Origin of the sequence: Proteus sp. G2669, from assembly GCF_009915245.1 — a bacterium.
Classification (GTDB): Bacteria; Pseudomonadota; Gammaproteobacteria; order Enterobacterales; family Enterobacteriaceae; genus Proteus.
In genome coordinates, this window is record NZ_JAABLX010000008.1 from 131,185 (window position 1) to 157,138 (window position 25,954).

Here is a 25,954-nt window from a genome sequence, read left to right on the forward strand (position 1 = left end):
ACGAACAGACTAATGTTCCTATTGTATTTTATTTATACAGTGATGAGTCAATAAATCTTGCTAATCTACTCACAAAGTGAGGCGAATAAGCGATTTAATTGACTTACTGGTTAGAAATTAGGCGCTCGATAAGCTGTGTTTTTATTAATGCAGGGGATTTAACTGTGGTGCCTGCTATCTTTGCAGACATGATTTCAAAGGCTTTTTCGACCAATAAAGCCTCATCTTGCTTCATTGACCACACGTTATTAGGTAAAAAGCTCAACATCACATGATCATCGAAGGTACCAATATGAAGGTGAGCAGGAATAACGCCTTCACGCTGACGAATAACACTCAATAGACCTTCAAGAATAGGCAGTGATGAGGCAATAAAATGAGTCGGTATTTGCTGATGTTGCTCTAAATACTGTTTCATCATTTGTTCGCCATCTTTGGTCGTATTATGTTCTGCATAAGAGACCGTGACACGACTATCATCGCCATAATGCCCTTTTATCGCTTGCACATAACCGCGCAAACGCGCTGCAATCGTGGGCAGTAATGCATCTCCCGCAAAAAAATGGATTGGCGCATCTAGCTTTATCATTGCTCTGGTCAGTTGGGCTCCACTGTCACAGTTATCTGAGGCGACACAAATAGCGTCACTCACAGAAAAATCTCTATCTAAGAAAACGAGGGGTTTTTGACGATGTTTCACATGGTGTAACTGATTTTTGCGACTAGATGAAACAATGAAAATACCATCAACATTACGTTCATCCATTGATTTGACGAGTTTATTTTCATTTTTGATATCACCATAGGTACAGCTAATTGTTAGCTGGCAACCAATTTGGTGACAATGCATCTCTAATTTTTCAGCCAACGCGGCAAAAAACGGGTTAGAAAGACGAGGAATAACCAATCCGTAGGTATCTGTTTTATTCAGCTTTAAACTTCTAGCCGCATGATTGACGGTATAGCCAAATACCTCAACATAGTCTGCTATCTTCTTTTGTGTTTTTGCACTGATCCGGTATTGATCACCTTTGCCATTTAATACCAATCTGACTGTGGTAATAGACAAATTCAGGTCATTTGCAATCTGTTCAACTGTTTTTGCCATTACATTAATATTCCATCATTGATATTGCCCTCATCGTAATGATGAGGGCCAGTTAACCTTTACTGAGCAGGTTTAGCTCGGCATTTCTTCCACATTGCTTTTAACGAAGGTCCAATAATCGGTAGGATCAACGTCAATATCGCAATACCTAAGAATGTCGCTGTAATCGGGCGTGTATACAGAATCGATAAATCACCTTGAGACATTGTTAATGCTCGACGTAAGTTAGATTCCGCCATTGGCCCTAAAATGATACCAATGACTATTGGTGACATGGAGAAATCTAGCTTAATCAATATATAAGCAAGAAGCCCCGTTCCCATCATGATAAACACATCGCGAATATCGTGGTTAACAGAATAAGCCCCAATGCTACACAATACAAAGATGATAGGAACTAATACGCGACGAGGTACATCCATCACTCGGACAAAAAGTTTCATACATAAGAAACCTAAAATGCCCATTAAAATATTCGCAACCATTAAGCCAATAAAAATGCTGTTGACTTCAACGGGGTTATCCGTAAAGAGCTGAGGTCCTAATGCCAACCCTTGCACCATAAACGCACCCATAATAATGGCAGTCGCACCATCACCCGGAATACCTAAGGTCATTAATGGCACCATACACCCACCCGTTACTGCGTTAGCACCCGCTTCTGGCGCAGAAACGCCTTCTGGTGAACCATGGCCGAACTCTTCAGGGTGTTTTGACCAACGCTTCGCTTCATTATAAGAAATAAATGAAGAGATATCGCCACCCACACCAGGAATAACGCCCACACCAGTACCAATCGCTGATGAACGTAAGTACGTCGGTAATACGCGTTTAAAATCTAACCATGTTGGTAATACACGGTGAATACGCGCACTCACTTTTCCTTCTGGGTTCTTTTGACGGCGTTCACGGTAATCTTCTTCAAAGCTAATTAAACCTTGAGAGAAAGCAAACAAACCAACGAGGATCGGAATAAAGGAGATCCCGCCCATTAAGTACACAGTATCAAAAGTAAATCGCATACCCGATGTCATCGGATCAAGACCAACTGTTGCGATAGCTAACCCAATTGCACCGCCCATTAATCCTTTGATAATCGATTGCGATGATACACTGGTAATAATACTTATGCCAAATACAGCGAGTGCAAAATACTCAGCGGCAGAGAAACCTATTGCAACTTTAGCCAACTGAGGTGCAATCACAATCAGAGCAATCGTACTAAATATCCCCCCAAACATAGAACCCATGGTGGATAAACCCAGTGCTCGCCCTGCTTCACCTCTTTTCGCCATTGGATAACCATCCAACACCGTTGCAGCAGAAGCGGGAGTACCCGGCGTACTAATCAGTATCGCAGTAATGGAGCCACCATAAACGGCACCACAATACATTCCTAATAACAATAATATCCCTGTCATTCCTTGGAAGGAGTATGTTAATGGGAGTAGCAATGCAATTCCCATATTGACTGTTAAGCCAGGTAATGCACCGATAACAATACCTGCGAATACCCCTAACAGTAGTACTGTGAATGTTTCCAAACTGAAAACAATCATAAATGCATCTAATATTTCCATATCAAAGCTCCTTTCCTGCGTTACTCAAGAAAAACAGGGATTGGTAGAGGTGAATTGAACAGGAGTTCAAAGAAAAGATACGACATCACCACAATCGCAATAGGAACCACGATAAGTGAGATCTTTTTGCGTTCATTCATCAACCACATAATGATTGGGATAAGGAGCAATGATGAAATAATGAATCCTAAGAAATATAAGCCTACTGCGTAGAATATTAATAAAAATCCTAAACCATAAGCCCGTTTAACAGCCGTCGAACTTAAATCAACAGAGCGGTGGACGTGTTTTGCTTTATCTATAATTACACTGATCCACTGAAAAATCCCCAGTAAAATAAACAAGATAGCTAAACCATAGGGCCAAAAACGCTCCCCAGGTACACCATACTCGTCAAATATGCTCATATCACGGGAGAGGTAGATAATAAGTAGCCCAAAAACTACTGAAATCGCACCGATGATGGTATTACTTTTTGTCATGTCGGGATCTCCCTGACCAACCCTATCCGCCTAAACGGACAGGGTGGTATCACTATTATTTCTTCAGTGTCGCCGCGATGAGCTCAGCGTACATTTCGTGGTCTTCTTTCATCATTTGGTAAGCATCATCACCTGTGATAAACACAGGCATAATACCTTGTTTTTTCAACGCTTCTTGGTAAGCTGGTTTTTGCACTACTTCAGAAAATGCACCAACTAACTCATTTTTCACGTTATCAGGTACACCCGCTGTTGTTGCTAATACAGCCCAAGCACGCATTTTCACATTGGTATCTAACTTCAGTGCTTCTTTGAATGTTGGTACTTCTGGAATAAGAGGGAAACGACGTTCGTCCATCACACCCAGAACACGTAATAAGCCACCATCAACGTGTGATTTTACTGCGCCGGGTGTAGTTAATACGCCATCAATATGATCACCTAATAAAGCTGCAATTGAGGGACCTGTACCTTCGTTATAAGGAATATGGTTAAATTTAGTTCCTGTAGTACGTTCAATATTCACACCTGCAAGATGGAAAATAGCGCCCATACCGGAGTTACCAATTTTCAATTTTCCTGGGTTCGCTTTTGCACCATCCACAAAATCTTGTAGTGTTTTATAAGGTGAATTAGCATTGACGACTAATACAACAGGATCTGCAATAGTCGTGGCAATCGGAGTAAAGTCTTTATAAGTCACTGGCGATTTCCCTTGGTGAGGGAACATTGCCAATTCAACTGTTGTCATGACTAATTTTGTGCCATCTGGACGCGCATTAGCGACTTCAATCAGACCTGTTAAACCATTACCTGTTGGTTTGTTGATAGGAACAAAAATACGACCAGCAGGCATGATATCTTTAGCAAATTCTGCAATAGTACGTGCAGAAGTATCAGTACCTCCGCCCGGATTTTTCGGGATGACAACATCAATATTTTTTGTAGGATACGTTAACTGTTGGGCAACTGCATTCCCCATGCCCAGTGTCATCGTAATCGCCAACGCTGCGAGTAGACTCTTTTTCATAAAACCCTTTCTCCACATTTTTATTGAGTAGCCATTAACTGCTGATAAACAATGTTTTTTCGATTCCAAGTAAAGGTCACGTGTAGGGTATTGTTTTCAGCAATAATAGCCGGATATGAAAATTCGCCTTCCCCATCGAGTAAATCGAATGGTTCAGACCAAGTACTGCCATTATCGGATGAAAGACTGACAGAGATGGGATAACGACGGCTCCAGTTACCTGAATTCGGGTTATACACCAATGCCAGTTGACCATCTGCGAAGGAGACGACATCAATGCCGCTATTATTATTTGGTAATATTGTTGCATAAGCCGGACACCAACTGCGCCCATAATCCGTTGAATCGCTACGATAAATAGTACCGCGCGTACTCCGCATCATGGCATGCACATGCCCAGGCTGGGATTCCCATAGTGTTGGCTGTATCACGCCATCCCATTGAAAAACGCGTTGTAGATCAGTCTCCCATAAGGCATCGTCCTTTAAACCCTGCCAGATTTCATGTTCCGTCTGCCCACCTTTATGGTGTTCAATCGGAATATCCACTCGCAACCAGTGTTGACCATTGTCACTTGATATATCGACAAACGCATCCCAGAACTGGTCATCCTCAACCGATCCTGGTGCCAACCACTCGCCATTCGACATCACTAATACTTTGTTCTTCACAGGACCTCTAGGTGCTACATCACCAGAAACCAATTCACTCGGTAAATTCCAGCTATTTCCGCCATCCTTCGAGATAACGTATTGGGTCGTCCAACTATGTACATCGGGACCCGTTTTATAAAACAGCCAGATATTACCTGTTGATGGGTCAACATGTAAAACTGGATTCCAGTGCGCAACACCCGGATTTTTAACAACAGGTTGAGCGTGCTGCCAATGATCGCCCTCTTTTATCGCCAGCCAGATAGCGGTATTACCGCTACCTTCTTTATCACCAGCGAAAAAAGCGGTTAACAAACGCTCAGAGTTAGGCACACGCACAATCGTTGAAGCATGGCAGTGATTAAAAAGTGAATGTGCGTTATCAAGCACAAACTGAGTTTCCTTCATCACGAAAGGCATATTCCTACTCCTGTGTCCTAAATTAATCTAACGAAAGCCATTTTTTCATGTTTTCACCTAATGCAGTCATGCTATTGACGGCAGAAGGGAAAAATGAGTTTTCAAACTGACTGCTATTACGGGAACGGCAGACCAGAGTGCTGAAGTTACCAATCAGGCGCTGATGATATTTAGCGCATGCTGGATAATCCAGTGTTTCGGTCATCGCTGCTGTTGATAAATAATCAGCTAATACGGCAGCCTGCTCAGGTTTATCCTTCCAATTTTCATAAAGCCAAACATAAAGCTCTGGATGGAAGTTGGCCATAACACCGCTATATGCCTGACATCCCGCTTGGAATGATGCTAATAACGTTTGACTGTTCGCATTGGCTAAGTGCAAGCGAGTTCCTTTTGATAATGCCAAACGACGCTCTATCATTGGTAGAGAACAACACGTATCTTTGATAAAGGTAAAGCGATTACTTTGCGCACACCACTCTACAATCTCTTCAGATAACAGGCGTTTGTAAGGATGAGGACATTCATAAATACCCAAATCAATCTCTTTTGGCACCACATTGGTTAAGACCTGTAATGTTTCCAGCGCTTTATCATCTGACTCACCAATAAGCGCTAAGCGATTACTGATCATAATGACGCCATCGACACCGGTACCCGCCATTGCCTGCAATTGTTCTTTTTGCTGACTTAATGCGGTTGCAGTATGACCAGAAGCTACTACAGGTACTCTTCCATCTGCTTTTTCAACGATAAAGCGGGTAAGCGCTTGAGTTTCCTCATCACTTAAATAAAACATTTCGCTTGATTGGCAGGCGGCAAAGAGTCCATGTACACCAGAATCGATATACCAGTCTACAAGGCGCTCTAACGACGCCCAATCAATTTCCCCTTTGGCATCAAAGGGGGTTAGCATAACAGGCCAAACACCGACGTATTTTTGCTGACTCATCATCAATTCCTTACAGTAGGTTAATGGCATCACCTGCCACTTTTACTTGAATACCTTGAGTCAATGCTTGAGCAACAAAGGCTTTAAGCACAAACGCCAATTTATCTTCATCAATGTAAGCCACAGTAATGTGATTACTTTGATGTCCCGCCATAAGGTCATCACGCGTTACGCCATCTAACGTACAGTTTAATAATGGCCATTCGTAGTTGGTTGCTCTACGGCGACGTTCAAATTCTGCTTCAGGTAATTCTACCGCCACACCCGTACCGATATGCATAATCACATCAGTGCCTTCATAGTGTGCACGACCCCATAACAAGCGCCCTGCTTTACCTTGACCTGCGATAGTTGAACCCCCTTTAGGGAAGAACATCGCAGGCTGACGATAACCTGTTGCACCTTTTAAGCCACCTTTGAGGTGTTCAAAAGGAACTGATCCTGAAATCTCCATATCCCAGTAGAATGTTCCTTCGTACTCACTACCCCAACGAATATCATGCAATGTGGTTTCTGCTGGTAATCCTAATGATGTTAATAAACGCCATAACATCGTTTGAGGAATAGCCGTACCCATATCCACTTCGTTGATACAAGGAATTGGCGTATTAGGGCAGATAATCTCGCCGTTTTCATCTGGTAGTGGGAAACGTGCTGTTGAACCGATAGCACCTTCGGCAAAGTCAGACGCTGGGCAACAATCTTTTAAGCCCTGCTGATATTGCACACCCACCGCAGTTAAACCAAAACGTTTTACGAAACGCGCCATTGCGATCATCATGGCGCACTGCTCCATCACCTGTTCACGAGTGAGTTCAGTTTTGTCATCTTGACCAAACATAAACGTCATCCCGTTATCTTCGTACCACTGTAAACATGCCTCTCTTAATTCTGTCGGTACTTTCGCCATTTCGACCAGTAACGCAGATTGAGAAAGGGATTCAATTGGCATACCAATATTGATCATGGCCTGTTGTGGGAAGACCCCGTTAATCATTCCCATACAGAATGTATCGAACAAACCTATTATTTCTTTATTTTTAATTATGTATTCGCCGACTTTACGACCCACTTCGCCAGCTTCCGTCGCCATTACCCTGTGTGTTGGCGCAATATCCGTAAGATAGCTAAGCTTATGATTTACATAACCATATTTCAACCAAGTCGCTAAGCCATCTACAAAGAATTCATCCTCAAACTCTTCTGACCATAAACGTGAATAATTTTTACCTAAACTGGTCATCGTGCCCGCTAAACACAACATTCCTACCAGACCCGGCCATGTACCATCAAAGTTAGCCAGCAGTAAAATAGGACCACGATGGTGTGCTAATGAAGAGGCAATATGGTGTGAATATTGCCATGCAGTTAATAACACAATAACTGGCGCATCAGGATCGATAGCGGCAAACATGTCGCAACCTTCACGCTGACTACTGATAAAACCATGACCGCGAGCTTCACTAATTTCATGAGCACGCTTCATTTTGTAACCTTGCGCTTCTAATGCTGCGGCCAGTTTATCTTCAAATTTTTTCTGTACAGGCCAGCACGTTACGTTTGCAGGCTCGCGTAAGTCTGCGTTAGTGACCATCAGGATCTCTTTCTGACCTGCTGTGATGGTTGTCGGTAATTTTGGTAGATTTAAGTTCAACATAAGATATCCCTGGTAAGGTAAACTCGGTTCATAATCGGAAAAATTCGTGGTCAACAATCTGACATCATTTCGTTATAACGTTGCTGATCTTGATACATCTGCAAATAAACTTGATATTTAGCTTGATGGAAGGCAAACGTGTCGCTATCTGGTGTAATAATGCCACCTTCTCTCACCATTGCACTGGCAGCTTTTGAGAAATCATCAAAGGCTTTACACGCTACAGCACCTAGTAATGCAGCCCCTAAATTCACCGCATCTTCTTCTTGTGCTAAATGAATTTCACGACCTGTCGCATTGGCATATTCGCGTAGCCACAATGGATTTTTCGTTGCTCCACCACACATCACGATGCGATTGATTTGATGTCCAGCATCTTCAAGTGTGTCAATAATATGGCGTGTGCCATAAGCAATAGATTGCAGTGTCGCAAGATAATAACGAGCCAATGCAACACGACCACTTTCCAGTGTTAACCCGCTTACCATGCCTTTTGCCGCAGGATTGGCGCGCGGAGAACGATTGCCATGATGGTCAGCTAAAACATGAAACTGTGTGGTTGGATATTGTTCATTTTCTTCCAATTCAGCGACAGCTTCGTTTAATAAGGCATAGTAGTTAACGCCTTTTTCATTCGCTTCTTGCTCTAATTCAGCCCATGATTCATGACGGCGGATAGACCATTCAACTAACGCACCAGCAGCACTTTGGCCGCCTTCGTTTAGCCATAACTCGGGTAACATCGCGCCAAAATAAGGACCCCAAACGCCGGGTACCATAATTGGATATTGGCTCACAATCATATGGCAGTTAGACGTACCACTGATAATTGCCAAACTACCTTCAGGTTGTGATGCTGTTAATGCCAAGCCACCTGCATGTGCGTCAATAATGCCTGAAGCAACAATGACCCCTGTGTGCAAGCCAAATGCATTGGCAACCGCCTCATCTAAACAACCTGCTTGTTCACCTAATGCCAGAATGGTTTGTGGTACTTTTTCTAATAATTCATCCAAACCTACATCGGCTAACAAACTCTCACTAAATTGTCCCTGATGTGCTAAATAGTTCCATTTACAGGTTAATGTGCAGGTACTTGCTACATCTCCTGATGTTGCTTTCCAAACTAAAAAGTCAGCTAAATCAAAGAATCGCCATACATTTTGATAACGTTCTGGGTAATGATTTTTTAACCACAGAATTTTCGGCAATTCCATTTCGATACTCACTTCACCACCGACATATCGCAGTGAAGGATCATTGGTCAGATTGATGGTGACCGTTTCTTGTACAGCCCGGTGATCCATCCACATGATGATATCTTGTTCAGCGTTACCGCTTGGCGAAACAGAAAGTCCTTTACCTTCTTTATCCACAGCAACCAAAGAACAAGTGGCATCAAAACCGATAGATTTCACATGGATAGGATCAATAGCAGATAACGCCACCGACTCTTTTACGGTAGTGCACACCTGCTGCCAAATATCGGTGGATGATTGCTCAACAAAATCCGTTTTAGGACGGAATTGGGCAATAGGGCGAACAGAAAAGCCTAAACGCTTTCCATTGCTATCAAATACCGCTGCACGGACACTGGCTGAGCCAACATCAACGCCAATAAAATATTGTTGTTCCATGCGAACCCTCATCATTTGCTAACGCTATGCTAATTTTTGCTACTTCGAGTTAGCAAGTTAATTCGAGCATGATGAAAAAACAATCACAATAAGATTGGTTTGTGATGCAGATCTACATCAATAATTTAATCGGTTGATTTTAATGGCAATTTATTTATTTCACTTTATTGATAATTTAAATGAAGTACTGAATCGATTATGTTCGTTATAAATATAACGAACATTTAATTAATGACTGAGTAAAAATACCTATTAAAGTATTAATAGGCTTATCATAAAATGATTTTATTAAAAGACATCTCACTAATAATTAAAAATATTATTCAAAAAAGAGTAAAGTACTAAAAATAATCATCTTCCTATTGTTATAACTTCCCATTGTTTTATTTTTAATAAGTTAATTTAAATTTATATATTCATTTTTGGAGCATTTGATCATGTTGAAAAATATTGCTGTCAGTCTCTCTCTACTGCTTATTTCCTCTTCTGCTTTTTCAGCGACATTAGCAGAAAAAGAATTACACCAAAAATTTGAAGAGAATATTCAATCTCGTGTTGTTGATTTAAATAAAAGCTGTGATGCCAATATAAAAGTTGCTTTTGATTGGTCTGCATTTACTGCTGATGATTTAAAAACAACAGGGGTTGATAGTTATTGTAGTGAAGGACTAAAAGGTGTAATAAATACCTGTGAAAGCTCTAAAATCGCCCAAGAAACAGTAAAAGAAAAAATACAGAATATCACCTGTTCTAAAGCAACGCCTCGTAGTATTGAACTCAAAGAAGGTACGCTAAATTTCGGTATTGATTTCAATGCCTCAAATGATGCAAAAGCCGTTCAAGAACACTTAATGAATAATCTCTAAATAGATTAAATTCAGCAAACAGCAATACTTAAAAGTATTGCTGTTTATTAATTAGATAACAGATTGAATAAGTTTTTTAGAATAATCATGCGCAACATTACCTAGATTATCTACCTCACATAATTCAATTTTCTTACCTTGTAAAAAGAACATAACTTTATCGCAAAAGTAAGCAACCGTTTGAATATCATGACTGATAAAAAGGTAAGATAATTGGAATTCTTCTTTTAACTGTTTTAATAAATCTAATATCTGTACTTGGGTAGGAATATCTAACGAGCTAAGCGCTTCATCTAATACAATCAATTTAGGGTAAGAAGCTAATGCACGACATAAACATACCCGTTGTGCCTGCCCACCTGACAGTTCATATATATAACGCCGATAACAATTTTTAGGTAATCCCACTTTATCTAAAAAAGCAAAAATCAGCTTTTCTAATGCCTGATGATGAATACTTGGGTCCACTATTTTTACTGGCTCAGCAATAATTTCGCCAACCGTTAATGTGGGATTAACGGATGTTGTATAATCTTGGAAAACAATACTAATAATACCTTGACGATGAAGTCGTTTTGTCACTGATTTATTATTCAAATAGATAGCACCACTATCTGGTAATTCTAATCCACAAATTAAACGTGCTAAGGTGCTTTTACCACTGCCACTTTCCCCCACTAAACCAAAAGTTTCTTGGGTATTTATATTAAAAGAAAGAGCATCAATAACCTTCACTTTCTCACCGAATAAAGTGTTATTCCTTTGAGTATAAAACTTACTGATATTCTCAACGTTTAATAACATAGCGTCTCTTTTATTATGATGATATTAATATGTTTTTTTATTAATCAATTGCTCGAAACGTAATGAAAGCTGTCGCCGTGCATTAATTAAATAACGCGTATATTCCTGTGTTGGAGATGTTAAAACGGTTATTTTATCACCTAACTCAACCATTTTCCCCCCTTGCATCACGACAATATCATCGGCAATTTCATTCACGAGCCCTAAGTCATGGGAAATAAAAATCAGCGTTGAGTGATGAGTCGTTACGACAAGCTGGAGCAATTTTAAAATCTCTCGACGAAGAGGAGCATCAAGCGCTGTTGTGGGTTCATCAGCAATTAATAGTTTAGGTGACAAGGCGAGCGCAATCGCAATCATCACACGTTGTAGTTGTCCGCCGCTTAATTGATGAGGGAACGCCTGTATAATAGATTGAAATTGATGAGGAAAAACATGAGATAATGCCAATTGAGTTTCTTCTAGAGCTTGTTTTTTAGTATAGGAAAAATGGTAGATTAACGTTTGGCTAATTTGCTTGCCTATTTTCATCAAAGGATCAAACGCACTCATGCCATTTTGAACAATCAAACCTAAAGATGTTCCCAATAAAGCTCGATGTTGAGAAAAGGCCTCATCACTGATTTTCTTTCCTGCAAAAAAAATCTCCCCTGATATTGCTAATTGTTCAGGCAGTAATCCCATAATGGCTTTGCTGATCACACTTTTTCCACTACCACTTTCTCCGACAATAGCTAATGTGCGTCCTTGCTTTATCGAGAAAGAGACATCATCAATCAGCTTTTTTCCGCTTTCTTGATGAATAACAGAAACATGCTCAAGCGTCAGTAAGTTGTTCATGCTTTTCTCCTACTGACTGGCGATTATCGGGATCAAACACATCACGTAAAAAATCACCCCAAAAGTTAAAGGCTGTGACAACAAGAGTGATAGCAATTCCCGCAGGCAACATCTGTTCTGGATGTAATACCATGACATTTTTTGCTTCACTGAGCATATTTCCCCATTCTGGGGTCGGTGGTTGTACACCTAACCCTAAAAAAGAGAGCGCCGAGATCATTAAAATAACACTGCCAATATCGGTTGATGCTAAGACGATAGTTTCAGCAAAAGTCACCGGTAATAAGTGACGTCGTAAAATATGATGAGAAGGCGCACCAATCACACGGGCGTAAGCAATATAATTACGGTGTGAATATTGACGAACAACCCCTCTGATCATTCTGGCATACCATGCCCATTTCACTAAAATAACGGCAATTAAGATATTACCAATACCCGGCCCCATTATTCCCACTAATGCTAAGATCATAATTTCTGCAGGAAATGACAAAACCACATCACATAATCGCATAATCAATGTGTCTGTTTTTCCATGGAAAAATCCAGCTAACATGCCCATTAGCCAGCCAATGATTAATGTCACACTCATAGCTAATAAGGCATAAAATACCGTGGTTCTTACACCAAACAATAATCGTGAAAAGATACAGCGCCCTAAATTATCCGTACCTAACGGATAATCAAAACTCATAGGCTTAAATTTCAAACGTATTGAGGTTAATGTAGGATCATGCGGTGCTAACCAAGGGGCGAATATTCCTGCGATGACCACAATCGTGATCACCAATAAACACAATTGCGCACTTTTGTCTTTTGCAAGTCGTTGCCAAAACAGTTGCCACATCATTATCTCCTTAACCGCGGATCAGCCATCATTTGAATGACGTCCATCAAAAAGTTAAAAAAGAGAAATAACAGTGACATCAATAAAATATAGGCTTGTATCATCGGATAATCACGACCAAATATGGCGCTGATACATAGTCGCCCAATTCCCGGCCATGCAAAAATATTTTCAATCACGACTGTACCAGCGATTAGCTTTGGAATACTCATACCCAATGCCGTTAAACTGGAATACAGCGAATTTCGTAAAATATGACGACGTAAAATAAGGTTGTCAGGTAATCCTCGCGCTTTGGCATAAAAGACATAAGGCTGATGCCATTGATTTAACATCGCACCTCTTAACAGCCGTAAATAAGTACCGATATACCCTAAAGAAAGCGCTAATGCAGGCAAAATAACAGACTGAGGCGATAACATCCCGCTGACTGGCAACCAATCTAAATAAACGGCAACTCCCCAAATCAATAGCAACCCTAACCAATAATTAGGTATAGCCGTTAAAACAAACACAATGAAACGAATGCATTTATCTGTAAAACTTTGAGGTTTAGCCACACACCACAATGCTAAAGGCAGTGCCAAAATAATCGTAAAGAATAAAGCCGTTGAAGCTAACCAAAGCGTTGGAGGTAATGCCCTTAGCATCTCTTGAATAACTGGGGTTCTGGTAAGAAAAGAGGTGCCAAAATCGAGCTGAAACCCTGCCATTAACCATAAAAAATAACGGGTAAAGAAAGGCTTATCTAAGCCTAACTCATGACGCATACCATCAATCGCTTCAGGGGTTGGAACAATTTCATTGACACGTAATGCGACTTCCGCAGGATCAGACGGCGCCAATTCCAACAGAATAAAAGCAATAAATGAAATCATCAGTGCCAGCGGAAATATCGCCAACACTCTCCAGAATATATAACGTAGCATCAGATTTAATCAGTGTGGCACTTTCATATAAGGTGCCACACTTATCTAAGTGAGCGTTTTAATTACGGATTAAAATACATTTTTTCAAACGGTATTTCATATTGAGACGGATTAAAGCCAACATTTTCTAATTCACTGCGATGGATAGCCTTAGTACGTGAATAGGTTAATGGGATATAGACCGCTTGATCAGCTAATGACGTAAATAAGGTTTTATATAATTCCTGACGTCGTGTTTCATCAGGTGTAATTAATAGCTCACCAATCATGGCATCTAATTGTGCTTTATTCGCTAATCCTTTTTGTCCTTGGTAATCGGCATGAGCAGGTATTCTAAAAGATGAAACAAAGGAAGCTGGATCGTAAGGTGTTCCCCATGAAAGCGAATATTGCAAATCAAAATCACCATTTTTTTGTCTATCTAAATAAGCTTGTTTCTCTTCACCTAAAATAGTCAGACCAACGCCAATCTTTTTAAAATCATCTTGAATAAGTTCGGCAATTTCTTTTTCTACTGCGTTATTCACATTATAAGAGAGCAATAGCTCTAATTTCTCACCTTGCTTCTCACGGATAGTCTTACCTTTTGGTAATACCCAGCCTTCAGCTTCTAATAGATCAATCGCTTTTGTTGGACGATAAATATAGGTTGGGGAAGCAAAATCACAGTAAGGCACGCTTCGCGCCATTAAACTATCAGCGACTTTTTCACTACCCGCTAAAATACCTTGTGCAATCCCCTCTTTATCGACGGCATATTGTAATGCTTGGCGAACATGTTGGTTTGATGTCATTGGACGACTGCTGTTTAACACAATAGCGCGAGATGCAATTGGGGCGCTCATTTCAGTTTTGAATTTATCTGATGCCATAAGAGCTTCAAATGAATCCATATCTAACATGTCACCATCAGCACCAAATATAAGCTGAATATCCCCTTTTTGTAGCGAAAGTAGCATCGTTTGTCTGTCTGGGATCACCCGCCACATTACCCCATTTAATACAGGTTTTTCTCCCCAATAATTTGGGTTAACTTTAAACTCTGCGTATTGGTCTTTTTTATGTTCAGTTAATACCCAAGGCCCCGTACCAATATAGTTCGCAACACCTGTTTTTGTTTTGCCATTAATAAATGAATTTGGCGAAATAAAGCGGAATGGGCGAGTTAAACCTAATTCAGTTAATGTTGGGTAGTAAGGGTTTTTTAAATTTAATTTAACGGTAAGTTCATCAACAACTTCAACGCTATCAATTTGACGAACTAACTCTAACCATGCATGTCGTTCATAGTTATCTAATATGGCTTCAATATTTAATTTTACAGCTTTGGCATTAAACGGTTCACCATCACTAAAGGTCACATCATGACGTAAATAAAAGGTATAACTTTTGCCGTCGGGGGAAATATCCCAACGTTCCGCTAAATAAGGAGCAACACCTTTTTCGGTATTTAATACAAGAGATTCAAATACCATGTTTTGAGCTGCCATCTCACCAGAGTAGAGATGAGGATTAATATCACGAATATCTTTTGTACTGGCATAATCCAGTATGTTATTGCTTTGATCTGCAAGTGCTGGAAATGCACATGCAAGTGTTAATAACAGGGTTGGGATCACCGAAAATAAAGGCTTCACGTTATTCTCCTTTCATTATTTATGCGTTGTTTTTTTGTGCGTGGATCATAAACATCGGCGTTGACCCATAATTAATTTTTTCTTCTTCATTCCACACAAAATCACCAATGCGAGTATCTATCATGTATCGATTAAAACCAATCTCTAGCAACGTATTAATGTCCCATTGAGGACGTTTTATTTGACTTAATGGAAGTTGACGGGCAATTCGCTCCATCTCTTTTGTATCTGTATTCACATAGTGATCTTCAACTTGTTCTTCTATTGAACGAGCTCTATCTGCGACAAAACCTTGCCAATAAGTCTCGTCAAAAAGGTGTAAATACCAGTTAGCATCAAAATTAATTAAACTACCGCCAGGCTTTAATACACGAAACCATTCTGAATACGCCACTTGTGGTGCTTTTAAATTCCAAGTGACATTACGGCTGACAACAAGATCAAACTGTTCATTGGCAAAAGGCAGTTGATGTACATCGCCACGAATAAATTGAATATTTACCTTGTGTGTTTGTGCATTTTGTTTGGCTTCCTGCAACATGCCTTCCGTTGCATCAATTGCCGTGACATCATGTCCTGATAACGCTAATAAAATGGCAAAAAAGCCTGGGCCAGTTCCAATATCTAATACTTTTAAAGTTTCACCCTCCTTAACATGTCCCAATAATAAATGACGCCATTTTTGTTGTTTCTCACTCAGCAATTCTTGTTGATTAGACTCACTATAACTTTCTGCTCTGATATTCCAGTAACGAGTTACATCATTAAGTAATGGGTTATTATTTATTTTATTTGTCATCAGAAACCTACGGTTGTATCAACGTAAAGAGGGAGAATAAATTCCCTCAAAAGCAAATGATTTGGCTATTTTATAGTGTGGGTAACATACCTTGTAACCCGTCGATACTCTATGTGCTATATCAATATTCATCAGCACTCAATGGTGAGAATTGGCTGATTTGTAATCTTCGCCTTTAACATAAAGGCGCCATCCTAAGGGGTAAAAAGATAAATAAGCAAATAGATTATTTTGCCTGTTAAAATAGAGAAATAAATTGAGCGAATTTAGCAATAAACTAAAGCCTAAGTGCTATAAAAATTTATTTTGCCTTAGATTAAAAAAATGAACGCTTTAATTTCACCATTTTAATAAAACCGTTATAGTCAGTAATATTGATATCTTAATTTTCTCTCTTTAAACGAATATAGCCGTCACGAAGGCTCTCTAAAATATGAATCGAATTTCACGATTAACGGCTGATATTACCCGCGCCGATTTTGCCTTAACTCATCAACAGCAGTTACTCCAATTGCTGACACAACATTTTCCGACTAAGTATCGAGCGCTATTTGCCACGCCCGAAAAGAAATCGGATGATGTCATTGAATGGTATTCTGCTGTTTCTGGTAATCCTGTTGCTTTGACCTCGTTACAAGGCCAAGAACAACAAGAGATAAGACGCATTTTAGATGAACGCCTTAACGATATTAAAACGCAAACCGCGCTATTAGCTTCGCAAAACAGAATTACAGATGAAGAGCGCCACCTTTTAGATACGGCATCAACGCTGCCTGATAGTGAAAGTGTCTATGTGATTAATGGGCAACCTGTTATTACATGGTGGCCACGAACAACCCCATTACCACCACCGATTGCACAAGTTACCGCTGGTGCAAGTGCCGCGGCTGCGGGTGCCGCACTCGCTAATGTGCCAGCCAAAACACGCAATCGCTGGTTACGTTGGCTATTACTCTTCTTATTCTTGCTGTTTTTAATTTTATTGGCATCTTGGCTAAAAGGGTGTTTTGATCCCAAGGCCGTTCCTCCTGTTGTGGAAGAAAAACCTGCCGTCGTAATACCACCAAAACCTGCACCTGAGCCAGAGCCTATTCCTGAGCCAGAACCTGTACCAGAACCTATTCCAGAGCCGATCCCTGAACCCGTTCCAGTACCGGAACCCATTCCTGAGCCAAAACCTGTGCCCAAACCAGTGCCTGTGAAAAAACTCACGCCACTAGAAGCTTGTGTACAAGATGAATTAAAAAAAGCGGGGATGACAGAAAAGACAGCGAATGCAACCTGTGAAAATCGCTTAGCCAGTAAGATAAAACAAATGTGTCCAGTAGATCGCCCACCAGAACTGGCACCACAAGTGATTATTATCTTTGATGCTTCAGGCTCAATGGCGTTGAGTATGAGCTTAACAGAAGATGATTTAGACTTTATTGCAAACACAGGAAAACTCTTCGCGGGCTATGATGCCGAACCTCGTCGGATCACTGTGGCAAGAAATGCAGCAACAAAGATTATTAATAGTATTCCTTCAGATATGAAAATTACTACCGTTGTGGCATCAGATTGCGGTGTAGTGAAATCAAGTCCTGCTTATGGTGGCAATGAACGCTCAAAATTACTTAACTACATTAAACGTATTGAACCTGATAGTGGCACACCATTAGCCGAGTCTATTCAACGAGCGGGTTCTCTAATCAAAGGCAATAATCGTGACACTATTATTGTCTTGTTATCTGACGGTTTAGAGTCTTGCGATCAAGATCCATGCGCAGCAGCCAGAACTTTAAAACGTGCCCACCCTCGCGCCGTAATTAACGTTGTTGATATTTTAGGCACCGGCGCAGGCAACTGTGTGGCAAATGCAACGGGCGGTAAAGTCTTCACTGCGCGTAATGCCAATGAGGTCAGTTTAATGACTCGAAAAGCGATTGAAGATTATATTCCGAAGAACTGTAAATAATGATTGATTACAGTTTTTAATATTTATTTCACCCTCTTTGTTTCAACATTGAGGGTGAAATTTTTCACCTATTACGCATAATTTATTATTATATTGAAGCCAATAGGTGCTATATCTTATCTATTTAAGACCCTTCTTTAATTGCGTATTTTGTTTCTTTTCTTATTCACTCATTATTCAGAATAAACCTATTTTGTGATTACTATCACAGCGACCAAATGTTATCTGATGGTTTACCTTTTTATATTTTGTCTTTTTTTTCTTCTATTTCATTATTTTTTAATGCAAAAACCAATATATCGGTGATTTTATCCGTATATTTAAGAAAATATAGCGCAACCTGTAACGTCATTATTTAATTATCATAATCGTTATCTCAATATTCCTCTTTTACTCAAGAAAAATAAAAAAGTCTTTAATAATAATCAGTTAATTAACCCTAAATAATCCGCTAGATAGACACCCAATTTCTGATAATATAAAATGTATATAAATTTTATATCTTTATTTTTAGCCTTAAAGCCTATTTACGGATAAGCCAACTTACCCATAGATAATCTTGCCTAGCGGAATGATCGTCGTGAATAAAGCATTCTTACGAAGTGGTAAATTAGAAAGTTACCTCCCTATGGGAGAAAATGGACAGGCTGTTTATATCTCTGCACTGCAGCTACGTGAAACTTTGCGTTTAAGAGGAAAGGCACATATTTCTCAATGCCTTGCCATTCCTCAGCCAAATGAAACGGGCGAACGTATTGACTGGTATTCACCGATTGACGGCTCTGTTATCCCTTGGTCTGCGGCTTCAGAAGAAGAGCGTACTGCCGCTTATGCTGTGCTGAAAAAAAATCAAGATGATTTAATCGCCTTTAGCGAACAAGAACAGAAGAGGGATGGAAATAAAGAAAGTCAGCTTTTTGGCGCACTCCTCAGTAAAACAATCCAATTTCCTGACGAAAACCATATTTTTATTGTTGATGGCCAACCGATTATTACCTTTTGGGGATTTGTCAGCGCCAATCAACAACTAAGAGTTGATCCTGTTGCTTGCTTAAAACCCGTTGTTGCGACAATAGCACCAACATCAACAGCCATTCCACCCGTACAAGAAAAAGTCATCATTACTGACACAAAGCGCCCTTGGTGGCGTTTTTTATGGTGGCTGTTACCTTTATTATTACTACTACTCGCTATTTTCTTCTTAAGAGGCTGTTTCTCAACACCGACATTACCAACCGTCGATATTAAAACGCCAGATATTGAAGCGCCTAAGCTACCTGATCCTACGCTTGAGAAGCCAAAAGTCCCTACTGTGGTCACTAATGGCCACACCGTTGGTGTTCCAACAGGTACAGCTCACACAAGTACATTAGGCACCGTAGATGCCAATGGAAATGTGATTAATGGCACTGATGGGAACGGTGCAATAGTTGATCCTAATACTGGTTTACCCGTGGTTGATCCTCAAATAGATAATAACCAAGGTGCTTTACCTGATGGAACAACGCCCGATGAGGCACAACAACCAAATGTGCCTCCTGTTGATCCCGCAACACAAAATGAGCAACCGAAAACAGATACTCCTCAAAATGCAGGAAATGAGAACAATACTGCTAACCCTCCGGTTGATCCTAATGCACCACCAGATGTCACACCACCAGCCACGGCTGATAACACAACACCACTGACTATTCCTGCAAATGCGTTAGCCAATGGCTCAACCCAATTCCTTAATGGCCAATGGAAAGCAGGTGCAGGTATTCAAGATCAAAAAACAGGTAAACCACTGAGCCTGAACTATCAATTAGATAATGGCAAAGGACAAGTCGTCATGACACGCAGTGATGGCGTGACCTGCAAAGCCCCTGTTAACGCAGCCGTCAATCAAGGTGGACTGAATATAAATAACCAAGGTCAGGCTCTGTGTAGTGATGGCTCAAACTATTTGATGCCAAATATTATTTGCCAACCAGGAAGCCAAAATATTGCTGATTGCCAAGGGAAATATGAGAACAGTCAGCCATTCCCATTATCAATGAAGCGGGAGAATAATTAATTCATGTTAGCGCCACTGACCGATTATAAAGATAAAATTACCCTTATCCGTGACAGCAATATTCAGTTTCTGGATTTTGGTTTTACGCTACCACAGCGCAAAGAGTACGGTGAGTTTGTTAAAAAAGGTGAAAACGGCCCGTTAATGCGACTCATCTACAATGAGCGAGACGATAACTATCTTTATCCAGCGCCGAAAAATCAACCACAAACGCCTAGAGAAGCAGAATTTAGCTTCTCTCTTGATGAGTCATTAAATTTACTCAATGACACTTGGTTACCAGTACCATTTTTCCGCTTTAATCCGCCACGTTCATTCTCTCAAGGCCCTGATAACTGGGTGAGAATGATGTTTCACCAACTGCCAGAGCCAGATGAAGACGGGCATACACATCGCATTGTAGTGGCTTTTGATACTCGCATTGAACCCAATCGCACTAATACGGCTTATCTAGCACCAAACGAAGAAGATGTTCGTTCTGGTGTTGCTTTTGCACTAGCTTATCTAGGTTATGAGGTAGAAAATTTCCTTGAAACACCTTGGATTGATGGTTGGTTAAAGGAAGTCTTTAGTGAAAGAGCACTAGCAGTCACTAAGATATACCATGATGAACTTGAAGAAGCGATTAAAGAGTTTCAACATCAAGCACATTATCTCAATCTGCTCAATATCTTAGGTGAGAAACTCCACTTACCTGAGATCAAAATTAATGAAACCAAACCACAAGAGCCTGCCATTGAAGTTGACCTTATTCTTGATGTGGGTAACTCACGTACATGTGGGATCTTAATTGAAGATCATATCAATGATAATAAAGGGTTAACTCAACTTTATGAAATGACATTGCGTGATTTAAGCCACCCTTATCAAATCTACAACGAGCCTTTTGAAAGCCGTGTTGAATTTGCGCAAGCGGAATTTGGTAAACAAGACTTTTCAGTCAGTAGTGGGAGAAATAATGCCTTTATGTGGCCAACTATTGGTCGCGTTGGCCCTGAAGCTAACCGCATGGCGGCACAACGCTTAGGAACCGAAGGCTCAACAGGTATTTCAAGCCCTAAACGTTATTTATGGGATGATTCGCCGTATTCTCCAGGTTGGCGCTTTAGTCGCTCCTTTGGTCAAACAGACAGAGAACCATTGGCAACTGCTGTACCTATGACCTATCTGCTTAACGATCATGGTGAACCGTTATTCCGTTTAGAGCCTGACTTTCGCATGCCTGTCTTTACGCCAAACTACACACGTAGTTCATTAATGACCATGATGTTAACCGAAGTATTAGCTCAGGCATTAACGCAAATGAACAGCCCGGCTCAGCGTCTTAAAATGAGTCACGCAAGTGCGCCTCGTCAATTACGCAATATCATTTTGACTATTCCACCCGCAATGCCAAAACCAGAGCGTGCTATTTTTGAAACATGCATGGAAAACGCATTAGGCTTAATTTGGAAAGCAATGAATTGGGATCCGACTGACGAAAAACTGAATTTTGATGGCAAAGATACCCAATGTCGCATACCAATGCCTAATATCCACGTTAAGTGGGATGAAGCCACTTGTGGTCAATTAGTTTATCTCTACAACGAAACACAAATTAAATTTGGTGAGCGTACTGAAGCCTTTTTTGCCAGCCAAGTGCGTGAAGATAACCGCGCATTAACGGGTGATAGCACATTAAAAATTGCCTCAATTGATATTGGTGGTGGCACAACCGATCTCGTTATCACTCGCTATAAACTGGATACGGGAACAGGAAGTAACGTCAAAATTATTCCAACACAATTATTCCGCGAAGGATTCAAAATTGCGGGTGATGATATTTTATTAGATATCATCCAGATGTGTGTTTTGCCAGCATTACGCACCGCATTAACAGACGCGGGTATTTCTGATGCCGATGCCCTAATGTCTTCTCTTTTTGGTAGTGAAGGTTTAGATGCGGGTCAGCAAGTGTTGCGCCAACAGCTTACCTTACAAATCTTCAATCCAATTGGATTACGTATTTTAAGCCAATACGAAAACTTCGATCCATTAGTGCCTCATGAAGGCATTAACAGCACCTTTGGTGAATTGCTAAATGTTCAACCAACAGAGCATGTGCGACGTTATATTGACGATGCCGCCAATAAAGAGTTAGGTGGCGGAGATAGTTTCTCTATCTTGAATGTGCCAGTGCAAATTAACTTTACACAACTACACGCTGAATTTATTTCAGGTGAACGTATTAACATCACCCGTAGTTTAAAAGCACTGTGTGAGGTGCTTTATTACTACTCCTGTGATGTTTTACTACTTACAGGCCGCCCTTCTCGCTTACCAGGTATTCAAGCACTGTTAAAAGTATTACAACCTGTACCACCTTCTCGTATATTGCCATTACATGGTTACAAAACGGGTGGTTGGTATCCGTTTAACAAAAAAGGCCGCATTGATGATCCAAAATCAACCGCTGCGGTTGGTGCGATGTTGTGTTTAATGGCTGAAAATGCACGTTTGCTCAACTTCTATTTCTCAACAGGTAATTTTAAAACTTACTCAACAGTGCGTTATTTAGGGATGTTGGATAATAACAACACCATTTCTGATAATGACGTTTATTACCGAGATATTCAGGATAAGTTTGAGCCTGATCCAGATACCTATTTTGAAGTCAGAGGCGGGATACGTTTAGGTTTCCGTCAATTAGATAATGCTCGTTGGCCAGCCTCGCCACTCTATACATTACGCATTAAAAATCCGAAATTGGCACAACAATTAAGCCAAGAAGACAGCGTATTGCATATCAAGCTAGGAGAAGAGCGCGGAGCCTCTAGCCATAATAATGACAATAAATCTGAAAAATTACGTATTGAAGAAATGGAGCTCATTAATGGTAAAGGTGGCGTTAATAAGAGTGGTTTAAGCTTCAAACTCAATACGTTAGCAGACAGTGGTATTGGTGAAACATCCTATTGGCTGGATAGCGGGAGTGTACTAGGTAAATGAATATGATGGATGAAAAACAGTTAACAGCTAAATGGGATGCCATTTATCAAGGTGCAGGCAAAGCCATTGATTGGGTTAGCGCAGTAAGAGGTAATGCACCTCGTTTAAATACAGAAGCAGATAGCCTTATCTATCGCCTGCGTCGTAGCCGTAATATGGCAAAGAACCTCAGCTTAGCGACCCAACGTCCAATGTCAGTCGGCTTCTTTGGTCTGTCTCAAGCAGGAAAATCGTACCTGATTTCAGCCCTTGCTGCGGGACAAGAAGGTCGTTTAAGAACCAGCATGTCAGGTAAAACACTTGATTTTATCGACCATATCAACCCACCTGGTGGCGGCAAAGAGGCTACAGGATTAGTCACTCGCTTTAGTCGCAAAGCAACGAAAGGTACGCAAGAGTTTCCAGTAGAGCTACACCTTTTTAGCGAAATTGAAATTGTTAAGATCCTTGCTAATGCTTACCTGTATGACTTTAATCAGGAAAAAATTGATTTTGAATTAGATGAAGAAAAAATATCTAGTTTAATCAATTCATTAAGTTCACAGTGTAGTGCCACAACTGTCGCAGGTATTACGCACGATGATGTCGTTTCATTATGGGATTATCTGCAACGTCACGCCGAAAAAAGCCAGAAGAAATTAGCAACAACCTATTGGCCTAAAGCGATTGAACTAGCTCCTTATCTCAGCATAGCCCAACGTGCTAAGTTATTTTCAGTGTTATGGGGCGACATTGCAGAACTGACATCGGCTTATCAGCGTTTTAGTACCACACTTGCCTCTTTAGGCAATGCACCATTAGTTTTGGCTCCACTTTCTTCTTTAGTCAAAGAACAAGACGGTGTGTTAGTACAAAACGACAGTATTATGAACGTAGATATGCTAGAGCGTCTCAATACTGCCAATGATAGCCAGATCAGCATTTGCCCTGTTCATGGTGATCGTATTGATGCCCCTGTAACCCTTTCTTTAGCGGAACTGACCGCACTCACCGTTGAATTAGTCGTACCATTATTAGATGCACCAAGCAAAACGCTGTTTGAACAGGTTGAGCTACTAGATTTTCCGGGTTATCGCGGACGTTTAGGGGTTGAAACCATGGCGGATGTGCGCCGTCAAGTCAATGATGATAGCGCAAACCCACTCGCTCAACTTATTCTTCGGGGTAAAGTCGCTTATCTGTTTGAGCGTTATACCGATAACCAAGAAATGAATGTACTGGTGGTGTGTACCGCATCAAACAAACAATCCGATGTAAAAGAAGTCGGTGCTGTACTCACAGAATGGATCAATAACACGCAAGGTAAAGATGCACAAACTCGTGCTAAACGCCCTTCTGGCTTGATTTGGGCAATGACCATGTTTGATATGCGTATTACCAACTCCTTAACCATGAATGAAGCGTTATTACGCCAATCATGGGGTAAAGGTGGCATGATAAAAATGGCGATGTTAGAGCGCTTTGGTCAATATGAATGGATGTCATCAGATTGGATTAATGGTGAAGCGTTTAATAACACCTTTTTAGTACGTAAACCGGGCGTACCCACTCCGTTTATTCAAATCAGTAATGGTAAAGAAACAGTTCTAAATGAAGACAGTGTTTCACAATTACATCTGATGAAAAAAACCTTTGCTGAAGATGAAACTGTCCAACGTTATATTCGTGAACCAGACCAAGCATGGGATGCCATGTTGTCGCTTAACGATGGTGGTATGCAACGCCTTGCTGATTATCTTGAAACCGTTGCCTTAAAATCACTAAAACTTGAACGTATCAGTGAGCAACTGCAAGAAATTCAACGTGATTTAATCGGTCATCATCTTGAAAAATGGTATCAATCAGGTGGTGAAGAGGAATTACAGGTAAAACGCCGTAATGCCACGACTATTTTGCGTTTTATGCAAAGTCGCCCTTATTTACAAGGTGCATTACTAGACTACCTGTTGCCTTCTCGTAAATCTCTCTACGACCTGTATATGCAGGAAAAAGAGGTTGTCGATACTCTTTCAGACAACAAAAAAGCAACACAGGCCCCAGTTTCTGCCTTTGCCGCTATGGAACAACCGACTTTTGATCTCTTTAGCGATGCGCCAATCTCTTTGGTGCCAGAAGAAGATGAAGCCCCCAAAGGCCACGGCAATGAGGTTACCTACCCTAAAAAAGTGATGGCATTATGGATAAATCATCTACGTAGTCTGCCTGATAACAGTACATTATTAACCTACCTAGGCATCGACCAAGAAATTATGGTGCTGTTAGTCGATGAGCTTATTACAGCTATCAATCGTCTTGGTGTTGAACAACGTATGTTGAAAACTTTGGCAGGAACAGAAGCCATTGCCCGTCGTGATGACTTAGCCGAACAGCAATCCTCTCGCGTTTATAATGTATTGGGTGATTTTATTACTTGGTTTAATTTCAAAGATAACGGTGTTGAGAAGCCAGATAGCAAAATCAATGCAGGTCATAAGATCTTTGAAAGACCCGATAACACTAGCGTGCAATGGGGTGATGATGAGCGTTTAGTCCGCTTACCCACTAACCCTGTTAACTATACCCTTTTATTTGTAATTGATTGGCTTATCGCTTTATCGGCGATTATTACTGAGAATGCAGGACATTCAGCAGGAAGAGAAATCAGTGCTGAACAAAACGCACAGTTAGGCCAAATCATTCAAACCATGAAATCATCCGTCGTGGAGTCATAAT

Annotated in this window: 19 protein-coding genes; 5 read left to right on the forward strand and 14 right to left on the reverse strand. The window is 40.6% G+C overall.

Going from position 1 to position 25,954, the window contains the following annotated elements:
• Nucleotides 1-103: 103 nt before the first annotated feature.
• Genes GWI68_RS01095 through GWI68_RS01130 form a run of 8 tightly spaced genes read right to left on the reverse strand, consistent with a single transcriptional unit; the run spans nucleotide 104 to nucleotide 9,519 of the window.
• Nucleotides 104-1,108 carry a LacI family DNA-binding transcriptional regulator gene (locus GWI68_RS01095; RefSeq protein WP_166539145.1) on the reverse strand — a complete coding sequence of 335 codons (1,005 nt, stop codon included), beginning with the start codon at nucleotides 1,106-1,108 and terminating at the stop codon, nucleotides 104-106.
• Between the two features lie 59 nt (nucleotides 1,109-1,167).
• Entirely contained in the window at nucleotides 1,168-2,688 is a 1,521-nt protein-coding gene (locus GWI68_RS01100; protein WP_166539146.1) for a tripartite tricarboxylate transporter permease, read from the reverse strand.
• 20 nt (nucleotides 2,689-2,708) lie between these two features.
• Nucleotides 2,709-3,170 carry a tripartite tricarboxylate transporter TctB family protein gene (locus tag GWI68_RS01105; protein ID WP_151436395.1) on the reverse strand — a complete coding sequence of 154 codons (462 nt, stop codon included), beginning with the start codon at nucleotides 3,168-3,170 and terminating at the stop codon, nucleotides 2,709-2,711.
• 55 nt (nucleotides 3,171-3,225) lie between these two features.
• The gene (locus GWI68_RS01110) at nucleotides 3,226-4,200 is read right to left on the reverse strand and encodes a tripartite tricarboxylate transporter substrate binding protein (RefSeq protein WP_227336161.1); all 975 of its coding nucleotides are present in this window, start codon (nucleotides 4,198-4,200) and stop codon (nucleotides 3,226-3,228) included.
• A gap of 20 nt (nucleotides 4,201-4,220) precedes the next feature.
• Nucleotides 4,221-5,273, reverse strand: coding sequence for an exo-alpha-sialidase (locus GWI68_RS01115; RefSeq protein WP_109408999.1), 1,053 nt, complete (start codon nucleotides 5,271-5,273; stop codon nucleotides 4,221-4,223).
• Nucleotides 5,274-5,295: 22 nt separating this feature from the next.
• Nucleotides 5,296-6,225 carry a dihydrodipicolinate synthase family protein gene (locus tag GWI68_RS01120; protein WP_109409000.1) on the reverse strand — a complete coding sequence of 310 codons (930 nt, stop codon included), beginning with the start codon at nucleotides 6,223-6,225 and terminating at the stop codon, nucleotides 5,296-5,298.
• Between the two features lie 10 nt (nucleotides 6,226-6,235).
• Nucleotides 6,236-7,882 (reverse strand): signal transduction protein, encoded by a 1,647-nt coding sequence (locus tag GWI68_RS01125; RefSeq protein ID WP_166539148.1) that lies wholly within the window; start codon nucleotides 7,880-7,882, stop codon nucleotides 6,236-6,238.
• Between the two features lie 50 nt (nucleotides 7,883-7,932).
• Entirely contained in the window at nucleotides 7,933-9,519 is a 1,587-nt protein-coding gene (locus GWI68_RS01130; protein WP_109409002.1) for an FGGY-family carbohydrate kinase, read from the reverse strand.
• A gap of 437 nt (nucleotides 9,520-9,956) precedes the next feature.
• Here GWI68_RS01130 and GWI68_RS01135 point away from each other — a divergent pair, with 437 nt between their 5' ends.
• Entirely contained in the window at nucleotides 9,957-10,385 is a 429-nt protein-coding gene (locus GWI68_RS01135; protein ID WP_109409003.1) for a hypothetical protein, read from the forward strand.
• 51 nt (nucleotides 10,386-10,436) lie between these two features.
• Here GWI68_RS01135 and GWI68_RS01140 read toward each other — a convergent pair whose 3' ends face one another.
• The 6 genes from GWI68_RS01140 to GWI68_RS01165 form a co-directional block, all read right to left on the reverse strand.
• Nucleotides 10,437-11,189 (reverse strand): dipeptide/oligopeptide/nickel ABC transporter ATP-binding protein, encoded by a 753-nt coding sequence (locus GWI68_RS01140; RefSeq protein ID WP_166539149.1) that lies wholly within the window; start codon nucleotides 11,187-11,189, stop codon nucleotides 10,437-10,439.
• 24 nt (nucleotides 11,190-11,213) lie between these two features.
• The gene (locus GWI68_RS01145; RefSeq protein ID WP_166539150.1) at nucleotides 11,214-12,029 is read right to left on the reverse strand and encodes an ABC transporter ATP-binding protein; all 816 of its coding nucleotides are present in this window, start codon (nucleotides 12,027-12,029) and stop codon (nucleotides 11,214-11,216) included.
• Nucleotides 12,007-12,876: a nickel/cobalt ABC transporter permease gene (opp1C, locus tag GWI68_RS01150; RefSeq protein ID WP_109409006.1), complete on the reverse strand. Its 870-nt coding sequence runs from the start codon at nucleotides 12,874-12,876 to the stop codon at nucleotides 12,007-12,009. Before opp1C ends, GWI68_RS01145 begins: the two co-directional genes overlap by 23 nt.
• A gap of 2 nt (nucleotides 12,877-12,878) precedes the next feature.
• Complete coding sequence (gene opp1B, locus GWI68_RS01155; protein ID WP_109409007.1) at nucleotides 12,879-13,805, reverse strand: nickel/cobalt ABC transporter permease; 927 nt, start codon at nucleotides 13,803-13,805, stop codon at nucleotides 12,879-12,881.
• A 62-nt stretch (nucleotides 13,806-13,867) separates the two neighbouring features.
• Nucleotides 13,868-15,442 carry a nickel ABC transporter substrate-binding protein gene (gene nikA / locus GWI68_RS01160; protein ID WP_166539151.1) on the reverse strand — a complete coding sequence of 525 codons (1,575 nt, stop codon included), beginning with the start codon at nucleotides 15,440-15,442 and terminating at the stop codon, nucleotides 13,868-13,870.
• 19 nt (nucleotides 15,443-15,461) lie between these two features.
• A complete protein-coding gene (locus GWI68_RS01165) occupies nucleotides 15,462-16,241 on the reverse strand; it encodes a class I SAM-dependent methyltransferase (RefSeq protein ID WP_109409009.1) in 780 nt (259 codons plus the stop codon).
• A 433-nt stretch (nucleotides 16,242-16,674) separates the two neighbouring features.
• Here GWI68_RS01165 and GWI68_RS01170 point away from each other — a divergent pair, with 433 nt between their 5' ends.
• The 4 genes from GWI68_RS01170 to GWI68_RS01185 all read left to right on the forward strand — a co-directional run bounded on the left by GWI68_RS01170 (nucleotide 16,675) and on the right by GWI68_RS01185 (nucleotide 25,953).
• Nucleotides 16,675-18,198, forward strand: coding sequence for a VWA domain-containing protein (locus tag GWI68_RS01170; protein WP_166539152.1), 1,524 nt, complete (start codon nucleotides 16,675-16,677; stop codon nucleotides 18,196-18,198).
• Nucleotides 18,199-18,769: 571 nt separating this feature from the next.
• Entirely contained in the window at nucleotides 18,770-20,254 is a 1,485-nt protein-coding gene (locus GWI68_RS01175; protein ID WP_208105079.1) for an SrfA family protein, read from the forward strand.
• 3 nt (nucleotides 20,255-20,257) lie between these two features.
• On the forward strand, nucleotides 20,258-23,242 hold the full coding sequence (locus GWI68_RS01180; RefSeq protein WP_166539154.1) for a virulence factor SrfB: 2,985 nt from the start codon (nucleotides 20,258-20,260) through the stop codon (nucleotides 23,240-23,242).
• Nucleotides 23,243-23,244: 2 nt separating this feature from the next.
• Nucleotides 23,245-25,953: a virulence factor SrfC family protein gene (locus GWI68_RS01185; RefSeq protein WP_243733275.1), complete on the forward strand. Its 2,709-nt coding sequence runs from the start codon at nucleotides 23,245-23,247 to the stop codon at nucleotides 25,951-25,953.
• Nucleotide 25,954 lies beyond the last annotated feature (1 nt).

What these genes read in the sequence shown, in the direction of transcription:
- GWI68_RS01095 (WP_166539145.1), bottom strand. Translation starts at nt 1,108, where the DNA reads ATGGCAAAAACAGTTGAACAGATTGCAAATGACCTGAATTTGTCTATT.
- GWI68_RS01100 (WP_166539146.1), bottom strand. Translation starts at nt 2,688, where the DNA reads ATGGAAATATTAGATGCATTTATGATTGTTTTCAGTTTGGAAACATTC.
- GWI68_RS01105 (WP_151436395.1), bottom strand. Translation starts at nt 3,170, where the DNA reads ATGACAAAAAGTAATACCATCATCGGTGCGATTTCAGTAGTTTTTGGG.
- GWI68_RS01110 (WP_227336161.1), bottom strand. Translation starts at nt 4,200, where the DNA reads ATGAAAAAGAGTCTACTCGCAGCGTTGGCGATTACGATGACACTGGGC.
- GWI68_RS01115 (WP_109408999.1), bottom strand. Translation starts at nt 5,273, where the DNA reads ATGCCTTTCGTGATGAAGGAAACTCAGTTTGTGCTTGATAACGCACAT.
- GWI68_RS01120 (WP_109409000.1), bottom strand. Translation starts at nt 6,225, where the DNA reads ATGAGTCAGCAAAAATACGTCGGTGTTTGGCCTGTTATGCTAACCCCC.
- GWI68_RS01125 (WP_166539148.1), bottom strand. Translation starts at nt 7,882, where the DNA reads ATGTTGAACTTAAATCTACCAAAATTACCGACAACCATCACAGCAGGT.
- GWI68_RS01130 (WP_109409002.1), bottom strand. Translation starts at nt 9,519, where the DNA reads ATGGAACAACAATATTTTATTGGCGTTGATGTTGGCTCAGCCAGTGTC.
- GWI68_RS01135 (WP_109409003.1), top strand. Translation starts at nt 9,957, where the DNA reads ATGTTGAAAAATATTGCTGTCAGTCTCTCTCTACTGCTTATTTCCTCT.
- GWI68_RS01140 (WP_166539149.1), bottom strand. Translation starts at nt 11,189, where the DNA reads ATGTTATTAAACGTTGAGAATATCAGTAAGTTTTATACTCAAAGGAAT.
- GWI68_RS01145 (WP_166539150.1), bottom strand. Translation starts at nt 12,029, where the DNA reads ATGAACAACTTACTGACGCTTGAGCATGTTTCTGTTATTCATCAAGAA.
- opp1C (WP_109409006.1), bottom strand. Translation starts at nt 12,876, where the DNA reads ATGTGGCAACTGTTTTGGCAACGACTTGCAAAAGACAAAAGTGCGCAA.
- opp1B (WP_109409007.1), bottom strand. Translation starts at nt 13,805, where the DNA reads ATGCTACGTTATATATTCTGGAGAGTGTTGGCGATATTTCCGCTGGCA.
- GWI68_RS01165 (WP_109409009.1), bottom strand. Translation starts at nt 16,241, where the DNA reads ATGACAAATAAAATAAATAATAACCCATTACTTAATGATGTAACTCGT.
- GWI68_RS01170 (WP_166539152.1), top strand. Translation starts at nt 16,675, where the DNA reads ATGAATCGAATTTCACGATTAACGGCTGATATTACCCGCGCCGATTTT.
- GWI68_RS01175 (WP_208105079.1), top strand. Translation starts at nt 18,770, where the DNA reads ATGATCGTCGTGAATAAAGCATTCTTACGAAGTGGTAAATTAGAAAGT.
- GWI68_RS01180 (WP_166539154.1), top strand. Translation starts at nt 20,258, where the DNA reads ATGTTAGCGCCACTGACCGATTATAAAGATAAAATTACCCTTATCCGT.
- GWI68_RS01185 (WP_243733275.1), top strand. Translation starts at nt 23,245, where the DNA reads ATGATGGATGAAAAACAGTTAACAGCTAAATGGGATGCCATTTATCAA.